Genomic DNA, 19,817 nt, shown 5'->3' with positions numbered 1-19,817 from the left:
TTCGTTTCCGGTGACGTCGCTCGTGACGTCGGCGGTTTCTCGGCGCCGCCTACTTCTGTCGCAGCGCCTTCATGACGTTGAAGTAGAGCGTCATGGTCTTGGCCCACAGCTCCTCCGACATCCCGGGCAGCGGCGCGATCGGCAGCACGCGCTGCACCGCGATGGTCTGGGTGTCGATGTACTTGAGCAGGCCCTCGGGGCCGTGCCGCCGTCCGGTGCCGGAGATACCGAGCCCGCCGGACGGCGCGTCGGCGCTGCCCCACGCGGCGATGAAGCCCTCGTTGACGTTCACCGATCCGGCGTTGATGCGGGCGGCCACCGCCCGGCCGCGCGCCGCGTCCTTGGTCCACACGCTGGCGTTGAGGCCGTAGGCGGTGTCGTTGGCCGCCTCGATGGCCTCCTCGTCGCTGCCGACGCGGTAGACCGAGACCACCGGGCCGAAGGTCTCCTCGCGGTAGACGGTCATGCCGGGGCGCACGTCGGCGAGCACGGTCGGCTCGTAGAAGAAGGGACCGAGGTCGGGGCGCGCACGGCCGCCCGCGAGCACCCGCGCACCCTTGGCCACCGCGTCGTCGACGTGCGCGCGCACGGTGTCCAGCTGACGCTGGAAGGTCAGCGAGCCCATGTCGCTGGCGTAGTTCAGCTGCGCGCCCAGCTCGATCGAGCGCACATTCGCGACGAATTCGGTGACGAACCGGTCGTAGACCGCCTCGTGCACGTAGACGCGCTCCATGGATTCGCACAGCTGTCCCGCCGAGGAGAAGCAGGCGCGGACGGCGACTTTGGCGGCCCGGGACACGTCGGCGTCGGCCAGCACCAGCAGCGGGTTCTTGCCGCCCAGTTCCAGCGAGTAGCCGATCAACCGCTCGCCCGCCTGCTGGGCGATGGTGCGGCCGGTGGCGCTGGAGCCGGTGTAGTCGACGTAGTCGGCGCGCGCGATGACCTCGCCGCCGATCACCGAACCGCGTCCCAGCACCGCCTGCCACAAGCCGCGCGGCAGTCCGGCGCGCACGGCGGCGTCGATGGCCCACAGTGCGGTCAGCGCGGTCTGGTTGTCCGGCCGTGCGACCACGGCGTTGCCCGCGACGAGGGCGGGCAGCGCGTCGGAGGCGGCCAAGGCGAGCGGGTAGTTCCACGGCGAGATCACCGCGACGACGCCCTTGGGCCGGTTCCGGACATCGACCTGGGTGAGGACCGGCAGCACGCCGCGCGGCTTGCGGGTCGCCAGCAGCTTCTCGGCGACCGAGGCGTAGTACCTGGCATTCACCGCGACATCGCCGACCTCGTCGAAGGCGTGCGCGCGGGACTTGCCGGTCTCGGTCTGCACGATGTCGAGGATGGCGTCCTGCTCGGCGAGCACGATGTCGTGGAAGCGGCGCAGCACGGCGGCGCGCTCGCGCACCGGACGCTGGGCCCATTCGCGCTGCGCGGCCCGCGCCGTGGCGAAGGCGCGCTCGATGTCGTCGGTGCCGGACTGCGGCAGCTCGGTGACGAACCGCCCGGTCGCGGGCGCGAAGACCTCGACCGCTGGGGCGCCGCCCGCGACGGCGTGCTCGAGCAGCGGCCGCACCAGGTCGGCGGGCAGTGCGGCCGGTTCGGCCAGCTTCGGGGCGGTCGTCATTGTCGGCCCTCTCGTGGGACGGATTCGGATGCTCGCGTCCAGAGCATTTACTGAACAGTGGTGTTAGATTAATCCTCGTGACGCGTCCCGTGTCAAGCTCTCCGTTGTGCAGCACAGACATGCCCGCCATCCAGCTGTGAGGCCTCACCATGCCCGCTGACGCGCCGACCCGCCGCGGCCGCCCGCCGCAGACCAAGGAGCAGGCCGAGGAGGTCAAAGCCAGGATCGTGCTCGCGACCGCGGAAGTGTTCACCCGCAACGGTTCTCGCGGCCTGAGCGTCGCGCAGATCATCGAGCAGGCCGGATTGGCGCGGCCGACGTTCTACCGGTACTTCGGCAACGCCGCCGAACCGCTGCACGTGTTGCTGGCCGCGTCCAACGAGGGCTTGGTCGGCGGGATCCGCGCCGCGCTCACCGGCACCGACGAACCCGTCGAGCTCGGCATCCGGCTCATCGACGCCTACCTGGACTGGGCCCGCGGCCACGGCCCCATGCTGCGCCCGCTGTTCGCCGAACTGCACGATCCGGCCTCGCCGGTCTCCGCCTATCGCGAGCGCGCGCTCGACGACATCCGCGCGACCGTCCGCGAGACGTTCACCGAGCTGGGCAGGCCGGTGCCCTCGCCGCTCGATCTGGACGCCGCGCTGCACGTCTGCGAATACGTCGTCTACCGCATCTCCGCGGGCACCGCGCCCGGCGCCGAACCCGACGCCGAGACCGTCGACGCCGCGCGGCTCACCATGATCCGCGTCCTGCTGACCACGCTCGGCACCCGCGCCGACATCGAATACGCCCTCGACATCCCGAATCTCTTCCCCGAAGCGCCGACGCCTCCCTGATACGGCCCGAGGCCGGAAGTCGACCCCCGCCGGGGCCTGTTCGGGCATGAGAGGATCGAGGGATGGTCGCCGATTCCGACGAATCCTTCGCCCGTATGCGCAACTGGCGCGGGCTGGCCCCCGCCGAGCGAATCGCCACGCGCAGAACACAACTCGTCGAAGCCGCCGCCGAATTGATGGCGACCGTCGGCGCGTCCGAGATCTCCATGCGCGGGGTGTGCAGGCAGGCCGGACTGACCGAGCGCTACTTCTACGAGAGCTTCCCGAATCTGGACGCGCTGCTCACCACCGTGCTGGAGACGGTGGTCGTCGGCGCGCGGGACCACCTGCTCGACGCGCTGACCGAGGCGCCGATCGAACGCGAGGCGATGTTCCGCCACGTCGTCGCGGCCTTCACCGACTATCTGACCGAGGATCGGCGGCGCGGCCGGATCATGTTCGTGGAGTCGCAGTCCACCCCCGTGCTCGCGCAGCGCGGCGACGAACTCATCGAACTGTTCACCGCGCCCATCGCCATGACCATCGGCGCGGGCGACTACCGCGAACCCGGACCGGACCACCTCGACAGCGTGCTCAACGCGAACGCGATCTTCGGTGCGCTGGCCTACCTGTACCGGCCGTGGCTGGACGGCACGATCGACGTCCCGCGCGAGCGGTTCGACGAGCACGCCGCCCGCCTGCTCACCGCCATCGCGCCGATCAGGTCTTCCGACGCTTAGTCCCTGTCTCGAAGTCCGGCGGCGGGGTCGGTCGGCGGTCTCCGAACTGCGGCCGTGCGTGGTCCGTGGACGGACTCCGTCCAGCAGCACCCTTACTCGGCGGCCACCCGGTCGCGGAGCGCGGCGCGCTCGAATCGCATGGCTCCGTCGGTGATCGCGCCGTGGCGCAACGTGACCAGATCGCGCACGTAGTTCATGCGCAGTGTCCACGGCGCGCGATCGCCCTGCATCGGGAACATGGTCGCGGCGCGCAGCACGTAGCCGGGCATGAAATTGGTGAACAGCGGCGCCTTGCCGACCGAGGGATCGCGCACCGGCATGCAGCGGTCGTAGCCGTGCGCGTCCATGTGCCGCAGCAGCCGCACCACGTACTCGCTGACCAAGTCCGCCTTGAGCGTCCACGACGCGTTGGTGTAGCCGATCACGAAGGCGAAGTTCGGCACCCCCGACAGCATCATCGCCTTGTAGGCGAGGTGATCGGCCATGTCGACCGGCGTCCCGTCCACCACGAGCTCCATGCCGCCGAAGGCGAGCAGGTTCAAACCCGTTGCGGTGATGACGATGTCGGCGTCGAGGTGGTTTCCGGAAGCCAGCGCGAGCCCGCGCTCGGTGAAGGTCTCGACGCGATCGGTGACGATGTCGAGTCGCCCCTTGCGGATGGCGCGGAAGAAGTCGCCGTTCGGCGCCAGGCACAGGCGCTGATCCCACGGGTTGTACTTCGGCGTGAAGTGGGTGTCGATGTCGAAGCCCGGCGGCAGCCAGCGCTGCTGCCAGCCGCGGATCCTGGCCCGCATGCGGTCCGGGTAGCGCTGGCTCAGCTGGTAGATCGCGGTCGCGATGGCCACGTTCTTCGCGCGCGCCACCGCGTAGGCCGCCTTGGCGGGCAACCATTTGCGCGCCCGGTGGGCCAGGTCGTCGCGTTCCGGCGCGGAGATGATGTAGCTGGGCGAGCGCTGCAGCATGGTGACGTGCGCGCCCTGCTCGGTCAGCGCGGGGCCGAGCGTCACCGCGGTGGCGCCGCTGCCGATGAGCACGACGTGCTTGTCGGCCACGTCCAGTTCGTCCGGCCAGTGCTGCGGATGAACGATCGGACCGGCGAAGCGCTCGGTGCCCGCGAAGTCCGGCGTGTAGCCCTCGTCGTAGCGGTAGTAGCCCGAGCAGCACCACAGGAAGTCGGTGGTCAGCGTGACCACCTCGCCCGTGTCGGCGCGTTCGGCGCGCACGGTCCACCGGTTGTCGGCCGAGGACCACTCGGCGCGCACGACACGGTGGTGGTAGCGGATGTGTTCGTCGATGCCGCTCTCGCGCGCGGTGTCGCGCAGGTAGTCCAGGATCGTGTGGCCGTCGGCGATCGCCTTGTCCCCCAGCCAGGGACGGAAGCGGTAGCCGAGGGTGTACATGTCCGAGTCGGAGCGAATTCCGGGGTAGCGGAACAGATCCCAGGTCCCGCCGAGGGCCGCGCGGCTCTCCAGGACGGCGAAGCTGCGCCCGGGAAACGCCTGCCGCACGTGGTACGCCGCACCGATGCCGGACAGTCCGGCCCCGACGATGAGTACATCGACGTGCTCGGTCTCGGTCGTCATCACACAGCTCCTCCGGTCTCCTGCGGACGGGTGCGGCGCCGCATCCGCGATAGGTCGAGCGTAGTCGGCGCTCCCCGGCGCATCGGCCGATGGTTCCCGCGCACAAGCGCGGGCGCCGTCGAGTGAACTCACTCACACGGGCCCGCACACCGCCCGCGCGCCGACCCGTCCAGCTACCCCGAAGCTCCGTTAGCGAATTGTTCGCCGTCACAACGGCCCTTCGCCGCGCCGCCGCTCGACCCCGTCGCGCGGCACGCCCGGAAACGGGTGTCAGAACGGTGCGGCGCCCCCTACCGGCCACCATAGCGAGCCGCCATAGCCGGACGGTGACCAGTTAGTGATACCGCACGAAACAGGTAGTTCGAACGCTCAACTGTCCCAGAAGGATTCGCGATTTCGGGCCGTACCCATTTCTAGTTACTGTCCGGTAGTGTTCCGTCGCACCGACGATCAGAGAAGATCCGGAACCGTAACTGTCAACGATTCCCAGGAGCTCACGTGTCGCATTCTCGCTTCGAATCCATCGGCGCATATCTGCCCTCGAAAATCGTCACCACCGAGGAGCTGATCGGGCGGCTGAAAGTGCCGCCGTTGTTCGATCTCGAGCGAATCACAGGAATCAAGGAACGCCGGGTGCACGATACGCGTCCGGAAAGTTACGAGGATTCCTTTGCGCTCGCCATCAAGGCCGCCGAGGACTGTCTGTCCAGGTCACGGTATTCCGCTGCCGATCTCGACGTGATCATCTCCAGTTCGATCACCCGCAGCAAGCACGGTACCCGGGTATACATGGAGCCCTCTTTCGCCTCCTCGATCGCCAAGCACGTCGGCGCTCGAAAGGCGATCACTTTCGATATTTCGAACGCGTGTGCCGGAATGCTCTCCGGCACCTACATCCTGGATCGGATGATCCGCGCGGGCATCGTCCGAAACGGCATGGTGGTCAGCGGTGAGGCAATTACGCCGATCTCCGAAACCGCGGTGAACGAGATTTCCGAGAAATACGATCTTCAGTTCGCCTCGCTGTCGGTCGGCGACTCGGGATGTGCGCTCGTGCTGGACGAGGCGGTCGACGACGCCGACAAGATCCACTACATCGAGATGATGACGGCCTCGGAGCACTCGCACCTGTGCCTCGGCATGCCCAGCGGCCGGACCCCGGGCGTCGCGCTCTACACCGACAACCGCAAGATGCACAACGAGGCCCGGTTCATGCTCTGGCCGAACACCCAGGGCAGCTACCTGGAGAAGCAGGGCACGACCTTCGCCGACGAGCAGTTCGACTACATCATCCACCACCAGTTCGGCGCCGCGGCGGTCCCGTACGCCAACGCCATCGCCGCGCGCGAGCTCGGCACGCCGATGCCGCCGGACCTCAATGTCATCCACAAGTACGGAAACACTTCCACCACTTCGCATTTCATCGTGCTGCACGATCAGCTCAGCGATCAGAACATCCCGGCGGGATCGAAACTGCTGATGATTCCGGCGGCCTCCGGCGTCGTGACCGGCTTCCTGTCCACCACCATCTCCTCCCTGAAGGTCTGAGGTATCGACATGGGCGTGCGTATCAAGTCCACCGGAGTCAGCCGGACGGGCGACACCCACAGCATCATCACGCACAGCGGTCGCGCCGCGAAGCGCGCGATGGATCGGGCGGGCATCCAGCCCGAGCAGGTCGGTGTGATGATCAACGCGGGCGTGCACCGCGATTCGAACATCGTGGAACCGGCGGTGTCCGCGCTGATCCAGAAGGCGGCGGGCATCGGCCTGGAGTACCAGAAGGACGATCCGACCTCGTTCTCCTTCGATCTGATGAACGGCGCGATCGGTGTGCTCAACGCGGTGCAGGTGGCCACCTCCATCCTGGAGACCGGCAGCGCCGAGCACGTGCTGATCGTCTCCGGCGATACCCATCCGTCGCTGACCCGCGCGGTTGCCGACGACGAATTCCCTTACGCCACAGCGGGTGCCGCTCTGTTGCTGGAGCGCACCGACGAGCCCGAGGGCTTCGGCCGCGTGCACACCGCGACCGCCGAGGGCACCCCGGCCATCGAGGCCTACGTCGACACCGCCACCATGGGCACCGTCGGCCGCGGCCTGATGACCGTCGAGCGCGAGCCCGGCTTCGAGGACCGTCTGCTCGAGGTCGCGCTGGAGACCGCGCGGGCGGCGCTCGCCGAGGCCGGCGACGCCGACCTGTCGGGCACGGTGCTCATCGCCTCCACACCGAGCGCGGAATTCCCGCTGCGGCTCGCGGATTCGCTCGGCATCGCCCGGGATTCGGTGCGCACGCCGGACCTGTCCTACGGCGACCCGCACACCGCCGCGCTGACGCTGGCCTACGACCGCGCGGTGGCGCAGGAGACGCTCGGCGCGCACACGCGGGTGCTGTTCGTCGCGGCGGGCGCGGGTCCGTCGGCGGCGGCGGTGCTGTACCGGCTACCGACCCTCGTCGGGGCGCCCGCGTGACCGAAGGGAACTACTGGCAGGCCATCGACCGGTTCCGTGCGTTCGCGCGCACGGAGCCGGACCGCCAAGCGGTGATCTACCCCGAGGGGAAGAATCCCGATGGCCTGCCGGCCTATCGGCACATCAGCTATCGCGAACTCGACGAGTGGTCGGACGCGATCGCCGAGCGGCTCACTGCCTCGGGTGTCGGCACCGGCACCCGCACCATCGTGCTGGTGCTGCCGAGCCCCGAGCTCTACGCGATCATGTTCGCGTTGTTGAAGATCGGCGCCGTGCCCGTGGTCATCGACCCGGGCATGGGTGTGGGCAAGATGCTGCGCTGCCTGCGCGCGGTGGACGCCGAGGCGTTCATCGGCATCCCGCAGGCGCACGCGCTGCGCGTCCTGTTCCGCCACAGCTTCCGCGGCGTGCGCGTCGCGGTCACGGTCGGCAAGCAGTGGTTCTGGCGCGGCGAGCGGTTGGCGGACTGGGGCCGCCGCCCGCAGCGGCCGCTGCCGCAGCGGACCCCGGCCTCCCCGGAGAGCCTGCTGCTCATCGCCTTCACGACCGGAAGCACCGGCCCGGCCAAGGCGGTTCAGCTCACCCACGGCAATCTCGCCGCCATGGTGGAGCAGGTCGACACCGCGCGCGACCACGTCCCGCCGGACACCTCGATGATCACGCTGCCGCTGGTCGGCGTGCTCGATCTGCTGCTCGGTGCGCGCTGCGTGCTGCCGCCGCTCATTCCCAGCAAGGTCGGTTCGACTGATCCGGCGCACGTGGTCGACGCCATCGCCAAGTTCGGGGTGCGGACCATGTTCGCCTCCCCCGCGGTGCTGATCCCGCTGCTGCGCCACCTGGAGCAGCAGCCGACGGCGCTGCCCACGCTCGGCAGCATCTACTCCGGCGGCGCGCCGGTACCGGATTGGTGCATCGCCGGTCTGCGCGAGGTACTCGCCGAGGACGTGCGCATCTTCGCCGGCTACGGCTCCACCGAGGCGCTGCCCATGTCCACCATCGAATCACGGGAACTGCTCGGTGATTTGGTGGCCAGGGCACACCAGGGCGATGGCACCTGCATCGGGCGGCCGTCGGACCGGGTCGAGGCGCGCCTGGTGGCCATCACCGACGCGCCGATCCCCACCTGGGCGCACGCCGAGGAACTGGCGGGTGAGCTCGAGAAGACAAGGGGCGTCGGCGAACTCGTCGTCTCGGGTCCGAACGTGAGCACCGAGTACTACTGGCCGGAGGAGGCGAACCGCCAAGGCAAGATCGTCGACGGCGCGCGGATCTGGCACCGTACCGGCGACCTGGCCTGGATCGACGAACAGGGCCGAATCTGGTTCTGCGGGCGCAAGAGTCAGCGGGTGGTGACAGCGGACGGACCGATGTTCACCGTGCAGGTCGAGCAGATCTTCAACACGGTGCCCGGCGTGGCCCGCACGGCGCTGGTCGGCGTCGGTGAGCGAGGTGCGCAACGGCCTGTGCTGTGCGTCGAGCTGAAGCCGAACGCGGACCGCACCGCGGTCGAGATGAAATTGCGCACCCGCGCTACCGAATTCGACCTCACCAAGCCCATCGCCGATGTGCTCGTGCATCCGAAGTTCCCGGTGGACATCCGGCACAACGCCAAGATCGGCCGCGAACAGCTCGCGGTGTGGGCGGACAAGCAATTGAAAGCCGAGGCACGACGATGAAAACTACCGCGCTACGGGCGATTCCAATCCTCGGCTGGCTCTACCTGGTCGCCGGTCTGATCGCGGCGCGTACCGGGCAGGCGCCGGGCAACCGGTGGCTGCGCGCCGCGTGGTGGATCGACGCGTTTCTCAGCGTGGTGGTGCACGCGGCGCAGATTCCGGTCGCGCTGCGCGCCACCCGCGGCACCGGGCATTCCCCTTGGAAGACCGCGGTGCTGACCCAAATCTTCGGCCTGACCTGGTACGGCGCGAGCCTGGGCGCCGGGGCGGGCGACGAATTATCCAGCGATCATCGAGAGGGCGAGCGATGAAGATTCTCGTGACCGGAGCGTCGGGTTTCCTCGGCGGCGCACTCGTGCGGCGGCTGGTGGCCGACGGAGCGCACGATGTGCGAATCCTGTTGCGGCGCACCAGCAATCTCAACGATCTCGGCGACGCGCGAGAGCGGGTGGAGATCGTCTACGGCGATCTCACCGACGCGCCGTCGCTGGTGGAGGCGACCGGCGGCATCGATGCGGTCGTGCACAGCGCGGCGCGCGTCGACGAACGCGGCACCCGCGAGCAGTTCTGGGAGGAGAACGTCCGCGCCACCCAGCGGCTGCTCGACGCGGCCAAGCGAGGTGGGGCGTCGCGGTTCGTGTTCATCTCCAGCCCGAGCGCGATGATGGACTACCACGGCGGCGACCTGCTCGACGTCGACGAGTCCCTCCCCTACCCGCGCCGCTACCTGAATCTCTACTCCGAGACCAAGGCCGCGGCCGAACGCGCCGTACTCGCCGCGAACGCACCGGGCTTCACCACCTGCGCGCTGCGGCCGAGGGCGATCTGGGGCGCGGGCGACCGGTCGGGCCCGATCGTGCGACTGCTCGGCCGCACCGCCGAAGGCAAGCTGCCGGATCTGTCGTTCGGGCGCGAGGTGTACGCGTCGCTGTGCCATGTCGACAACATCGTCGAGGCCGTCGTGCTGGCGCTGGACACCGAGAATGTCGGCGGCAAGCCGTATTTCATCGCCGACGCCGAGAAGACGAACGTGTGGCAGTTCCTCGGGCAGGTCGCCACCGAACTCGGCTACCAGCCGCCGACCAGGCAGCCGAACCGCCGGGTGCTCGACGCGGTGGTGGCCGTGATCGAGGCCGTCTGGCGGATTCCCGCGGTGTCCACTCGCTGGTCGCCACCGCTGTCCCGCTACGCGGTCGCGCTGATGACCCGCTCGGCGACCTACGACACCGGCGCGGCCACCCGCGACTTCGGCTACCGCCCGATCGTGGATCGGGCCACGGGGCTGGCGAGCTTCCTCGCCTGGCTCGACACTCAGGGGGGCGTCCGCGAACTGACCAGGCATTTGCGCTGACCCGGAGGCAAACATGAGCAGCGACACCACCTTTCGTCGTCCCATCACCCCGACCGAGCGCCTGTACTTCGCCGCGCGGGAGCTCGCTCCGCCGTTCCTGATGCAGGTGGCGGTGCACGGGCAGGGCACGCTGGACCCCGCCGAACTCCAGCGTGCGGTCGACACCGTCGCGGCGGCCATCCCCGGCTCCCGGCTCGTCCGCGACGGCGTCGAATGGGTGGACTCGGGCCTCGCGCCCACCGTGCGGGTCGTCCACGGCCACACCCTGACCTACCCCGAGCTGGAGAACGACCCCGTCCTCAACAGCCCGATCGGTCCGACGCCCGACCGCACCTGTGAAGTCCTGCTGCTCACCGCGGATCCGGTGACCATCGTCTTTCGCGCCTTCCACGGCGTGATGGACGGCATGGGCATGCGCATGTGGGTGGACGACGTGTTCCGCGCGCTGCGCGGCGTCGAGCCGTTCGGCGCGCCCGACCCGGTCGCGGACGCGGAACTGGTCGCGCGCATCGGCGCTCCCGGCAAGCCTTCGCTGCTGCTGCCGCTCTTCTCCTCGGCGGCCGGGCGCGGCAAGCAGGACCCGGGCGCGTCACGCTGGTTGCTGCGGCACCGCACGATCGACGCGACCGGCAAGGGCATCGTCGCGCGTGTGGCGGCGGTGCTCGCCGAAGCGGCGCAGGCCAAGTCTCGCTTCATGATTCCGGTCGACCTGCGCAGGCACGACCCCGCGCTGCGGTCCACCGCCAATCTCGCGTTGCCGCTGTTCCTCGACGTCGCCCCCGGCGACGACTGGAAGTCCGTGAACGACCAGTTGCGCGCTGGCCTCCGGGAGAACCGCGAGCTCAACCAGATGGACAACGGCGGGCTGACGGCGTTCCCGTCCGCGGTCGTGCGCGGGGTGATGCGCGCGGGCAACTGGGTCGGCGCCCGCCTCGGCCGGAATCTCGTCTCCGCCACGGTGACCCACGTGGGCGTCTTCGACCTCACGGAGATGGCGGTGCCCGGCTATACCCCGGTGTCCGTCCGGGTGCTGCCGCAGCACAGCGGGATGATGCCGCTGCTGTTCGGCATCGTGGAATCCGGGGGGCGGCTGGAGATCACGGTGTCGTGCCGCAACGGCGCGGGGGTCGAGCAGCGACTGGAGGCGCTGCTGGATCGCCTCGTGGCCACCTTGGAACGCGAACTCGCGGCATCGTCGGCGCGCTGACTCCGGCATCTACGGCACAACCACTGCGGCACAGGAGTTTCCGATGAGCCACACCCATCCTTTCGTTCCGGGGGACGACCATCGGGCGGGTCCGCGATGATCGCGTGGGCCAGATTCGTGATGGCGCGGCCGCGCACGGTGCTCGGCGTCGCGGTGGTGGTCATGGGTTTGTGCGGGTTGTTCGGTGCGAGTGCCGCCGAGCAGCTCAGCGCGGGCGGATTCATCGACCCGAACAGCGAGTCCGCGCTGGTCGACCGGCTCGTCACCGAGCACTTCGGCCCGCAGAATCCCGACGTGGTGGCGATCTACACGGCCCCGGAGGGCCAGACACTCGCCGACATCGGGCCGCGGGTGCGCGCGGCGATCGCCGCCATCGACCCCGCGCTGCTGGCGCGGCCGGTCGAAAGCTACTGGAACAGCGTCCCGCCGCGCACCACCTTCCTGCGCTCGCCCGACGAGCGGCAGGCGCTGGCGGTGGTGTTCACCGCGGGCGATGACACCGAGCGCGTCGCCGCCTATCCGAAACTCGAAGCGGCGCTGCGTGTTCCCGGCATCGAGACCGAACTGTCCGGCTACAGCGCCGTGTCCACCGGGATCACCGCGCAGTCGCAGCGAGATCTGCTGGTGGCCGAGTCGATCTCGCTGCCGGTGACGCTGCTGGTGCTGGTGCTGGTGTTCGGCGGGGTCGCGGCGGCCTCGCTGCCCGTCGTGGTCGGCATGCTCGCGGTCGCCGGTGCGATGGGCGCGATCCGGGTGCTGAGCGAAGTGACCGAGGTGAGCACCTTCGCGGTCAACATCGCCTCGCTGCTCGGGCTCGGCATGGCGATCGACTACGGGCTGTTCCTGGTCAACCGGTTCCGCGAGGAGATGGCCGACGGACGCGACGTGCCGAAAGCGATCGAACGCACCTGCGCGACCGCGGGCCGCACCGTCGCGTTCTCCGCGCTTCTGCTGATCTGCGCGTTCGCCGGAACCTTCGTCTTCCCGCAGGCGGTGTTGCGCTCCTTGGGTTTCGGCGCCATCGCGGCCGTCGCGCTGGCCGCCGCGCTCTCGCTGACCGTGCTGCCCGCGATGCTCGCCTTGTTCGGTCCCCGCATCGGTCGCGCGCGGACATCCGAACGCACCGAACGGTTCTGGGGTCGCGTCGTCGGCGCCGTGCTGCGCAGACCGGGTGTGGTCACGATCGCGGTGGGCGCGGTATTGCTCGCGCTGGCCGCGCCGCTCAGCGGCATCCGGCTCGGCGACATCGATCACCGGGCCCTGCCCGAAGGCCACGCGATGCGCGAGACGGTCGAACGGCTAACCGCCGAATTCCCCGCCGCGAGCAGCGGTGTCACCGCGGTGCTGCGCGGGGTGGACGGCTCCGTGCCCAACGCCGCCGCGGTCGACGAGACGCTGCGCGCGCTCGGCGAGGTGCCCGGCGTGCGCTCGGTGCTGCAGGTCGGGCGTGCCGAGGATTTCGTGGTGCTGCACGTCTTCCTGACCGCCACCGACCGCAGCGAGGCCGCCACGGCCGCGGTGCTCGACATCCGCGCCCTGGAGCCCCCGCCGGACACCGTGATTCGGGTCGGCGGCGACACCGCGGCCACTCGCGACAGCGTCGACTCCATCGTGGCGCGGATGCCGCTGATGGTGCTGGCCATGGTGCTGGCGACCATGGGCCTGTTGCTCGCCGCCTTCCGATCGATCATGTTGCCGCTCAAGGCGGTCGGTATGGCGTTCCTCAGTCTCGCCGCGACTTTCGGCGTGCTCACCTGGATCTTCGCCGACGGCCACCTCGCGGGACCGCTGGGCGTCAGCGTCGGGCCGATCGCCGCGGGCATGCTGGTGCTGATCATCGCGGTGGTCTTCGGACTGTCCACCGACTACGAGGTGTTCCTGCTCTCGCGGATGGTCGAGGCGCACAACGCCGGCGCGGACACCGCCGAGGCGGTGCGCATCGGGACGGTCAAGACCGCACGCGTCATCACGGCGGCCGCCGTGCTGCTCGTCCTGGTCACCGGCGCGTTCACGCTCTCGCCGCTGACGCCGATGCGGTTCCTCGGCCTGGGCATGATCATCGCCCTCGTCATCGACGCGACCTTGGTGCGGATGCTGCTCGTTCCCGCGCTCGTGCAGCTGATGGGCGAGGCCAACTGGTGGGTGCCGGGCGCGAAGCGTCCGCGCCGCCACGTCGCCACCGTGCTGGAGAAGACCGGGGAGCCCGCGGCCACGTCGTCCTGAGCGAGCGCGATCTTCGACACCGGAACACCTGCCACCGCGCGCGGTATCGTCGCGGGAGTGACTTCGGTCCACCGCGGCTTTCTCGAGGTCAGGCATACGCGCGGCACACGGGAGGAGACGGTCATGGCGGAGAAACCGGCGGTCTTGGTGGGCGTGGACGGTTCCGCGGGGTCGACGGCGGCGGTGATCTGGGCGGCGCAGACCGCCGCGCGGCGTCGGGCGCCGCTACACCTGCTGCACATCGTCGACGTGGTGGCCGACTACGGTCCCGGCGCCACCGAGCCGCTCACCGCGACCGATTACGCGCTGCTCACCGAGCACGGCCGGACGCTGCTCGACACCGCCGCCAAGCAGGCCGGGGAGGCCGCGGCGGAGTTCGGTGGTGTCGCGGTCGGCACGGAGCTGGTGCAGGCGGTGACCACACCGACCCTGCTGCAGCACACCGAAGGCGCCCTCATGGTCGTCGTGGGCACCAGGGAGCGCGGAACCTTACGGCGGGCGCTGCTCGGTTCGGTCAGTTCGGTGCTGGCGCGGCGCGCGCACTGCCCGGTCGCGGTCGTACGCGAGGGCATCGAGCTCTCGCCGGAGGTGCGGGCGCGGCCGGTGATCGTCGGCGTGGACGGCACCGAGGTGAGCGAGCCCGCGATCGGCATCGCGCTGGCCGAGGCGGCGGCGCGGGAGGTGGACCTCGTCGCCCTGCACGTCTGGACCGGGGTCGAGCTGCCCGAACGCTACGGATCGGCCCCGGAGGCGAGCGCCGCCGACATGGAGTACGTGCTGGCCGAGAGCCTCGCGGGCTGGCAGGAGCGCTTTCCCGACGTCCGCATCCACCGGGAGGTCGTCAAAGATCGGCCGGAACGCGTGCTGCGCGAACGTTCCGAGGACGCGCAGTTGCTGGTGGTCGGCACGCGGGGGCGCGGCGGGTTCACCAGCATGTTGTTCGGCTCGACCAGCCAGTCGCTGATGCTCTCCGCGGACTGCCCGGTGATCATCGCCCACGACGCCGACTGAGCCGCCGCGGCGTCTTTCCGCGATCCCCGGGGCGAATTCGTGTTTCGATGGAACCGGTTCCGGCGCCAGTGCGTCTCATTCATCGACGGAATCAGTGGAAGGGGCGACCGCTATGGCCGTGGCAAGCCCGTTCGGGGCATTCATCGAAGGCGCCAGAACCGGTGCGCTACAAGTGCGTCTGGAACCGCAGGTCTTCGTCGACCTGGATCGCGCCTGCCAGGAGCTGGCCGACGCGCTGACAGGCGCGCGACACGACGCACAGTCGCTCGGTGAACTCGGCGCCTGGGGGCTCGGCGAGGACAATCCGCGACTCTGGTCGGCGATCGAGTTGGTGGAGTTGTTCCGGGAGAAGGCTTTCGGCGGGCCCGGCAGTGCCTACGACACGATCGGCGAGTACGTAGCGGTTGTCGATGAGATCCGAACGTTGTTCGGCGTCATCCGCGAGACGTTCGAGCGAACCGACGCGGAGTTCGCCGCCCGGATTCGGGAGATCACGGGATAGAGGTCTCGCGACCGTGACGCCAGTCACAAATTCGGCCCGGAGGGAACGGAATTCGATGTGCGACGTCCAATGCCATGACGGACAACGTATTTCGAGACAGGACGACGTATTGAAGCTTCGAACCGCCACCCTCCTCGTTTCCGCCGCGCTCGCGGTCTTCGGCGCGGTCACCGCGGGACCGGTCGCGGCGGAGCCGCTGGCCCACCTCGCGCCGACGGCTCACCATGACCACGACCCGTCCCACCCGGCCTACGGCTGCCCGCCGCCCCCGCTGGGAGCGGACGGCAAGCCACTGCCCCCGCCGCTGGGTCCCGACGGTAAGCCGCTGCCCCCGCCGCTCGACGCCGATGGCAAGCCGTGCCCGCCGCCGCTGGGCCCGGACGGCAAGCCGCTGCCGCCGCCCGGACACCACTGATTCGCGGCGAATCAGGGAAATTCGGTGCCGAGGTAGTCGCGGCCTCGGCACCGATCCCACCGCGCGACACTACTTCTCACGCCGCAGCGCCACTCCGCACGCCCGGCACTACTTCTCACGCCGCGGCGACGGTGAACCTGGCGCCGCCGTGCACTGGGCGCTCCGCCTCGTCCAGCAGTGCGACGGCGAAGTCCTCCAGGGAGATTCGGGAGACGCCGTCCGGATCGCTGAGCAGTTCGTCGCCGCCGAGGCGGTAGGCACCGGTCCGCTCGCCGGGCAGCAGTTCCGCGGGCGGGCTCAGGTAGCTCCAGTTCGCGGTCGGCGCCGCACGGCACACGGCGAGCTGCTCCGCGCAGGCCTGCGCGATCGGGCGCAATTCCGCTGGGAAATCCGGCATCTCGTGCAAGGTCATCCCCTCGGCGCCGGGAACGAGCAACGTCGACGCGCCGCCGACCACCAACAGCCGCACCCCGGTCCGCGCCACGCCCGCGAGGATCGCCGCCGTCGTCTCCGGCAGATCGGCTTCCCGGCCGGGCGCGGGCCGGGTGGCGGTGATGACCAGATCCTGCCCCGCACTGAGAGATTCGACATCGTCCACTTTCGCGGCGTCACCCGCGCGGACCTCGACTTCCGCCGGTAGGCCCGTCGCCCGTTCCGGGTTGCGCACCACCGCCGTCACCTCGTGCCCGCGGGCGAGCGCCTCGGCAACGACCCGACGGCCGACTTCCCCCGCCGCTCCGAACACCGTGATCCGCATCGTCAGAACCTCCTCGTCGCAAGAATCTCTTAGCGCTAAGTAATTTATCTCAACGCTAAACTATTCCGCAATCGGCATGTCCGACACCGCGTGAGCGCGCGCCGCTCCTGCTAGCTTTCAGTCGGCCACCAGGCGGGTCCGGTAGTTGCCGTGCTCGCGTTGGCGACGAATCACGTAGCACCCCGGTGCGGATCCGGTGGCTCCGTGTTCGGGATGCATCAGATAAGCGACTCCGAGAGCGTCGAACATCCCCAGCGCCAAGCCGGTCGGATCATTGAGCGCGGGCGTCCACAGGCAGGTGCCGTGTTCCGCCACTAGCGTGTGCGGGTTGCCGCCCGCGGCGCCCCGAAGCACCTCGATTCCGCTCGGCGGAACGTCGCGCCATCTCGCGTCGGTTCGAAGAGTCACCTCATCCGCCATTCGCGCGGGAATGACGAGAAGGTCGCCTTGGGCGTGCATGCCGTCGATGATCGGAATGCGCAGAGACTGCTCGAGCTGTTCGAGGGCAAGGGAATTGGTCATGAGTATCACCTCAGGTGCGATGGAGGAGCTGGGAGTACTGCGCGCGGCTCAGGCCGTAGGTCCAGGCGGCCGCGGCGATGGGGTCGTCGAAATGGCCGGGCACGGTCAGTCCGTAGCGGCGGCGGGTACCGTCGCGTTCGACCGAGCCGTTCACCGCGACCAAGACGCGTTCATTGCGGGGCAGGTCGTAGAGGAGCAGTTCCGAGCCGTGGTTACCCGGGTCGGGCGCGGTGGCCAGCAGCCGCATCCCGGCCTGCTCGAGATAGGCGGGCCAGCCGAGATTCTCGATGGCGCAACGCCGTACCTCGATGTTGGTTTCGCGATCGATGGCGGCGGCGGTCGGGGCGGTGATCACCCACTCGGGAATCCGCGTGCCGTGCCAGAAGTACAGCTCCCAGCCATCGCGGTAGCGCACGGCGGGGCCGTCGGCGCAATGCGGTCGCACCCTGTCGAGGTCGCCCGCGGTCTCGGTGCGCAGCGTCTCGGGTGGGTCCGACACGACGCACACCCCGTCGTCCGGCCACCACCACGGTCCGCACGCAGCCGCTGTCGCGGCCCAGGATTCCCACAACCGCCCCACACGGTCACGCCTGCCCACCAGACACTCCGACCAGGCCGGTAGCCAGCCGACCTGAAACGCGCCCTGCCAATTCAGCAGTAGGCTCGACGGCCGATCATGCGCCGCGTTCATGATGGGCTGCACGCAGCTGCCCCACGACGACCACAGCGGCGCGCTCACCCACATCTCGAACAATCGATGTGTCGCACCGACAAGCGGCCATTGTTCCAAGCCGAGTGACGAAAGGGCCTGCGGTACGGGGTGAGCGAGGCCACCCATATTCTGCTGCAATTGGCCGGACCGCCCCGGCTCGCCGGTCGTCAACGCGACCAACGGCGAAGAGACCCAACGGAATCGGGGTGGGTCGAGTCCGACCAATGCGTAGAGTTCGGATATCGCCGCTTCGGCGGCTGGACGATCGGCCGGTTCGGTGGACAACATCCGACCGAGCCACTGACGACGGATTTCGGCAGCTTCCCGCTGCGAGTCGACACTCACCGGATGACGGTGGTGTCGTCCTTTCCAACGATCATGACGACAAGGGTGACAGACCGGCCGCGATTCGGCAACGGTCGGGTCCCCTGCAAGACGCAGGCGGGCACCATATTTCGGTGCCCGCCTGGGTTTGCCAGCTCATAACCCGGCCCGGCTCGACGCAGGACTACTACTGCGCCGTGGTCTGCCGCTTCGGCAGCTTCCACCCCGGACGCGGGAAGTGGCAGGTGTATCCGTCCGGGTAGCGCTCCAGATAGTCCTGGTGCTCCGGCTCGGCCTCCCAGAACTCGCTGGCCTGGGTCACCTCGGTGACGACCTTCCCCGGCCACAGCCCGGAGTCGTCGACGTCGAGGATGGTCTCGAGCGCCGTCCGCTTCTGATCCTCGTCCAGATAGAAGATGGCCGATCGGTAGCTGGTGCCGATGTCGTTGCCCTGCCGATCCTTTGTCGTCGGATCGTGGATCTGGAAGAAGAACTCCAGCAGCGCCCGATAGTCGGTCCGCTCCGGGTCGTAGACGATCTCCACGGCCTCCGCGTGCCCCGGATGATTCCGGTACGTGGGGTGATCGTTGCGCCCACCGGTGTAGCCGACCCTCGTCGACAGCACCCCCGGCTGCTTACGAATCAGATCCTGCATGCCCCAGAAGCATCCGCCGGCCAGAATCGCCTTCCGCGCGTCGGTCACGCGTCCTCCTTCGCAGCTTGTACTTCCCGAAAGCCATTATCGGCCCCACGTACAACCCACGCCCCTGCGAGAAAAGTCCCATCTCGACAACCGCCACACCCGCGCGGTGGCGAGGGGCCGCTCACTTGTGATCAGGCGAGTTGCGAACCCACCGCGCCGCCGATCAGCCCACCGACCGCGGCGGCGGGGATGCCGAGCGCGGCCGCGCCGACCGCGGCGCCGACCGCGCCACCCGCGGCCGTTCCCACCCCGCATGCCATGGTTCCGACGCCGGCGCCGATCAGCCCGCCGCCGACCCCGCCGACCACCGCCGCCGGGACGCCCGCGATCGCCGCGCCGATCAGCGCGCCGCCCGCGATGTTGCCCGCCCGGCGCGCGTCGACGCCGAAGCCCTGCGTCGCCGCCGCGACATGGGCTTCGAACTCGGCGACACCGTGGTTCACTCCGGCGAGCACGTCGGCGGGCACCTCGTGCGGAACCGGTGCGCTGAACGAGCCGACACGCAGCGTGGGCGGCGGCGCCACCTCGGGCGCGGGTGGTTCCTGCGGCGCTTCCGGCGCGCTCTGCGGAACCGGCTCCGGCTCCTCGACCGGGTCGGCGTAGTCGAGTCCGGGCTCGACCTGCGGTTCTGGAGACGGCTGCTCCGGCGCGGGCGGCACGACCGGCTGGACCGGTTCGGTGGTGACACCGGGCTGGATGGGCGTCCCCGGCGCGACCGCCGGTTGCACCGGCTGCTCGGATTGGGTGATTCCCGGCGAGGTCGGCGCACCGGTCGGGTCCGCGGTCGCCGTCCCCGCGCAGACCACGGCTAGCGCGATCGTCCCCGCGCCGACCATCGGTCGGACGGCGTTGCGCGCGCCGGAGTTCTGTACCCGTCGATGCCGACCTGCCACGGCAAATACTCCCACTGCTCGAGGTGAATCACTCGGAGAGCACTGTCGACCGCTCTCGCGGTGAACGCTGTTCCCGGCCAGTAAGTTACAGCACAATCGGCCCGGCCGACATACCACCGGAAAGACGCCAGGTACCCGCCCCTAAACGCCAGGTCAGAACGTCGGCACGGTGCGTTCGGTCGTCAGATCGGCGACGCGCCGCCACATTGCAGCTCCCATGCTCGAAAACCTCGAGCCGGAGGAGGTTCAGCCTCCAGTGATGTGGTTCGGTCGATGTGTCGCGGTGG

The 19,817-nt window shown here is 69.4% G+C and carries 19 protein-coding genes; 12 read left to right on the top strand and 7 right to left on the bottom strand.

Annotated elements, in window-relative coordinates; translation table 11 throughout:
- Nucleotides 1-49: 49 nt before the first annotated feature.
- Entirely contained in the window at nt 50-1,621 is a 1,572-nt protein-coding gene (locus tag ABZV58_RS24275) for a succinic semialdehyde dehydrogenase (RefSeq protein ID WP_355002439.1), read from the bottom strand.
- 149 nt (nt 1,622-1,770) lie between these two features.
- Between ABZV58_RS24275 and ABZV58_RS24270 the strand changes: the two genes are divergently transcribed.
- Together ABZV58_RS24270 and ABZV58_RS24265 are read left to right on the top strand one after the other, a co-directional pair.
- Nucleotides 1,771-2,460 carry a TetR/AcrR family transcriptional regulator gene (locus ABZV58_RS24270; RefSeq protein WP_355002438.1) on the top strand — a complete coding sequence of 230 codons (690 nt, stop codon included), beginning with the start codon at nt 1,771-1,773 and terminating at the stop codon, nt 2,458-2,460.
- A gap of 62 nt (nt 2,461-2,522) precedes the next feature.
- Nucleotides 2,523-3,179, top strand: a complete 657-nt coding sequence (locus ABZV58_RS24265) for a TetR/AcrR family transcriptional regulator (RefSeq protein WP_355002437.1) — start codon at nt 2,523-2,525, stop codon at nt 3,177-3,179.
- A 92-nt stretch (nt 3,180-3,271) separates the two neighbouring features.
- Here ABZV58_RS24265 and ABZV58_RS24260 read toward each other — a convergent pair whose 3' ends face one another.
- Nucleotides 3,272-4,762, bottom strand: coding sequence for an NAD(P)/FAD-dependent oxidoreductase (locus ABZV58_RS24260; RefSeq protein ID WP_355002436.1), 1,491 nt, complete (start codon nt 4,760-4,762; stop codon nt 3,272-3,274).
- Nucleotides 4,763-5,260: 498 nt separating this feature from the next.
- Between ABZV58_RS24260 and ABZV58_RS24255 the strand changes: the two genes are divergently transcribed.
- The 10 genes from ABZV58_RS24255 (at nt 5,261) to ABZV58_RS24210 (ending at nt 15,619) form a co-directional block, all read left to right on the top strand.
- A complete protein-coding gene (locus ABZV58_RS24255) occupies nt 5,261-6,310 on the top strand; it encodes a 3-oxoacyl-[acyl-carrier-protein] synthase III C-terminal domain-containing protein (protein WP_355002435.1) in 1,050 nt (349 codons plus the stop codon).
- Between the two features lie 9 nt (nt 6,311-6,319).
- Complete coding sequence (locus ABZV58_RS24250; protein ID WP_355002434.1) at nt 6,320-7,234, top strand: hypothetical protein; 915 nt, start codon at nt 6,320-6,322, stop codon at nt 7,232-7,234.
- A complete protein-coding gene (locus ABZV58_RS24245; RefSeq protein WP_355002433.1) occupies nt 7,231-8,910 on the top strand; it encodes a fatty acid CoA ligase family protein in 1,680 nt (559 codons plus the stop codon). The genes ABZV58_RS24250 and ABZV58_RS24245 overlap by 4 nt, the downstream gene beginning before the upstream one ends.
- Nucleotides 8,907-9,221, top strand: a complete 315-nt coding sequence (locus ABZV58_RS24240) for a hypothetical protein (RefSeq protein WP_355002432.1) — start codon at nt 8,907-8,909, stop codon at nt 9,219-9,221. Before ABZV58_RS24245 ends, ABZV58_RS24240 begins: the two co-directional genes overlap by 4 nt.
- Nucleotides 9,218-10,261: an NAD-dependent epimerase/dehydratase family protein gene (locus tag ABZV58_RS24235; protein WP_355002431.1), complete on the top strand. Its 1,044-nt coding sequence runs from the start codon at nt 9,218-9,220 to the stop codon at nt 10,259-10,261. The genes ABZV58_RS24240 and ABZV58_RS24235 overlap by 4 nt, the downstream gene beginning before the upstream one ends.
- A gap of 13 nt (nt 10,262-10,274) precedes the next feature.
- Nucleotides 10,275-11,468, top strand: coding sequence for a peptide synthetase (locus tag ABZV58_RS24230; protein WP_355002430.1), 1,194 nt, complete (start codon nt 10,275-10,277; stop codon nt 11,466-11,468).
- Between the two features lie 96 nt (nt 11,469-11,564).
- Nucleotides 11,565-13,691, top strand: a complete 2,127-nt coding sequence (locus ABZV58_RS24225) for an MMPL family transporter (protein ID WP_355002429.1) — start codon at nt 11,565-11,567, stop codon at nt 13,689-13,691.
- A 123-nt stretch (nt 13,692-13,814) separates the two neighbouring features.
- A complete protein-coding gene (locus tag ABZV58_RS24220) occupies nt 13,815-14,702 on the top strand; it encodes a universal stress protein (protein ID WP_355002428.1) in 888 nt (295 codons plus the stop codon).
- Nucleotides 14,703-14,814: 112 nt separating this feature from the next.
- Nucleotides 14,815-15,204, top strand: coding sequence for a hypothetical protein (locus ABZV58_RS24215; protein ID WP_355002427.1), 390 nt, complete (start codon nt 14,815-14,817; stop codon nt 15,202-15,204).
- A 109-nt stretch (nt 15,205-15,313) separates the two neighbouring features.
- Nucleotides 15,314-15,619, top strand: a complete 306-nt coding sequence (locus ABZV58_RS24210; protein WP_355002426.1) for a hypothetical protein — start codon at nt 15,314-15,316, stop codon at nt 15,617-15,619.
- 115 nt (nt 15,620-15,734) lie between these two features.
- Here ABZV58_RS24210 and ABZV58_RS24205 read toward each other — a convergent pair whose 3' ends face one another.
- From ABZV58_RS24205 to ABZV58_RS24185, 5 genes are all read right to left on the bottom strand, one after another.
- Nucleotides 15,735-16,376, bottom strand: coding sequence for an NAD(P)H-binding protein (locus ABZV58_RS24205; RefSeq protein WP_355002425.1), 642 nt, complete (start codon nt 16,374-16,376; stop codon nt 15,735-15,737).
- 117 nt (nt 16,377-16,493) lie between these two features.
- Nucleotides 16,494-16,898 (bottom strand): hypothetical protein, encoded by a 405-nt coding sequence (locus tag ABZV58_RS24200; protein WP_355002424.1) that lies wholly within the window; start codon nt 16,896-16,898, stop codon nt 16,494-16,496.
- Nucleotides 16,899-16,908: 10 nt separating this feature from the next.
- Entirely contained in the window at nt 16,909-17,589 is a 681-nt protein-coding gene (locus tag ABZV58_RS24195; protein WP_355002423.1) for a DUF6745 domain-containing protein, read from the bottom strand.
- A gap of 532 nt (nt 17,590-18,121) precedes the next feature.
- Nucleotides 18,122-18,637, bottom strand: coding sequence for a peptide-methionine (S)-S-oxide reductase MsrA (msrA, locus tag ABZV58_RS24190; protein WP_355002422.1), 516 nt, complete (start codon nt 18,635-18,637; stop codon nt 18,122-18,124).
- A gap of 131 nt (nt 18,638-18,768) precedes the next feature.
- Nucleotides 18,769-19,530 (bottom strand): hypothetical protein, encoded by a 762-nt coding sequence (locus ABZV58_RS24185; protein WP_355002421.1) that lies wholly within the window; start codon nt 19,528-19,530, stop codon nt 18,769-18,771.
- Nucleotides 19,531-19,817: the final 287 nt, after the last annotated feature.

This window comes from Nocardia sp. NPDC004654 (assembly GCF_040609595.1).
Classification (GTDB): domain Bacteria; phylum Actinomycetota; class Actinomycetes; order Mycobacteriales; family Mycobacteriaceae; genus Nocardia.
The sequence above is the reverse complement of the archived record's forward strand: the minus strand, read 5'-3'. Positions and strand labels throughout refer to the sequence as shown.

Bases quoted from the DNA above. Each gene is read 5' to 3' on its own strand.
- ABZV58_RS24235 (WP_355002431.1), top strand. From the start codon at position 9,218: ATGAAGATTCTCGTGACCGGAGCGTCGGGTTTCCTCGGCGGCGCACTC.
- ABZV58_RS24240 (WP_355002432.1), top strand. From the start codon at position 8,907: ATGAAAACTACCGCGCTACGGGCGATTCCAATCCTCGGCTGGCTCTAC.
- ABZV58_RS24260 (WP_355002436.1), bottom strand. From the start codon at position 4,762: ATGACGACCGAGACCGAGCACGTCGATGTACTCATCGTCGGGGCCGGA.
- ABZV58_RS24230 (WP_355002430.1), top strand. From the start codon at position 10,275: ATGAGCAGCGACACCACCTTTCGTCGTCCCATCACCCCGACCGAGCGC.
- ABZV58_RS24215 (WP_355002427.1), top strand. From the start codon at position 14,815: ATGGCCGTGGCAAGCCCGTTCGGGGCATTCATCGAAGGCGCCAGAACC.
- ABZV58_RS24265 (WP_355002437.1), top strand. From the start codon at position 2,523: ATGGTCGCCGATTCCGACGAATCCTTCGCCCGTATGCGCAACTGGCGC.
- ABZV58_RS24195 (WP_355002423.1), bottom strand. From the start codon at position 17,589: ATGAACGCGGCGCATGATCGGCCGTCGAGCCTACTGCTGAATTGGCAG.
- ABZV58_RS24250 (WP_355002434.1), top strand. From the start codon at position 6,320: ATGGGCGTGCGTATCAAGTCCACCGGAGTCAGCCGGACGGGCGACACC.
- ABZV58_RS24275 (WP_355002439.1), bottom strand. From the start codon at position 1,621: ATGACGACCGCCCCGAAGCTGGCCGAACCGGCCGCACTGCCCGCCGAC.
- ABZV58_RS24205 (WP_355002425.1), bottom strand. From the start codon at position 16,376: ATGCGGATCACGGTGTTCGGAGCGGCGGGGGAAGTCGGCCGTCGGGTC.
- ABZV58_RS24220 (WP_355002428.1), top strand. From the start codon at position 13,815: ATGGCGGAGAAACCGGCGGTCTTGGTGGGCGTGGACGGTTCCGCGGGG.
- ABZV58_RS24225 (WP_355002429.1), top strand. From the start codon at position 11,565: ATGATCGCGTGGGCCAGATTCGTGATGGCGCGGCCGCGCACGGTGCTC.
- ABZV58_RS24200 (WP_355002424.1), bottom strand. From the start codon at position 16,898: ATGACCAATTCCCTTGCCCTCGAACAGCTCGAGCAGTCTCTGCGCATT.
- ABZV58_RS24270 (WP_355002438.1), top strand. From the start codon at position 1,771: ATGCCCGCTGACGCGCCGACCCGCCGCGGCCGCCCGCCGCAGACCAAG.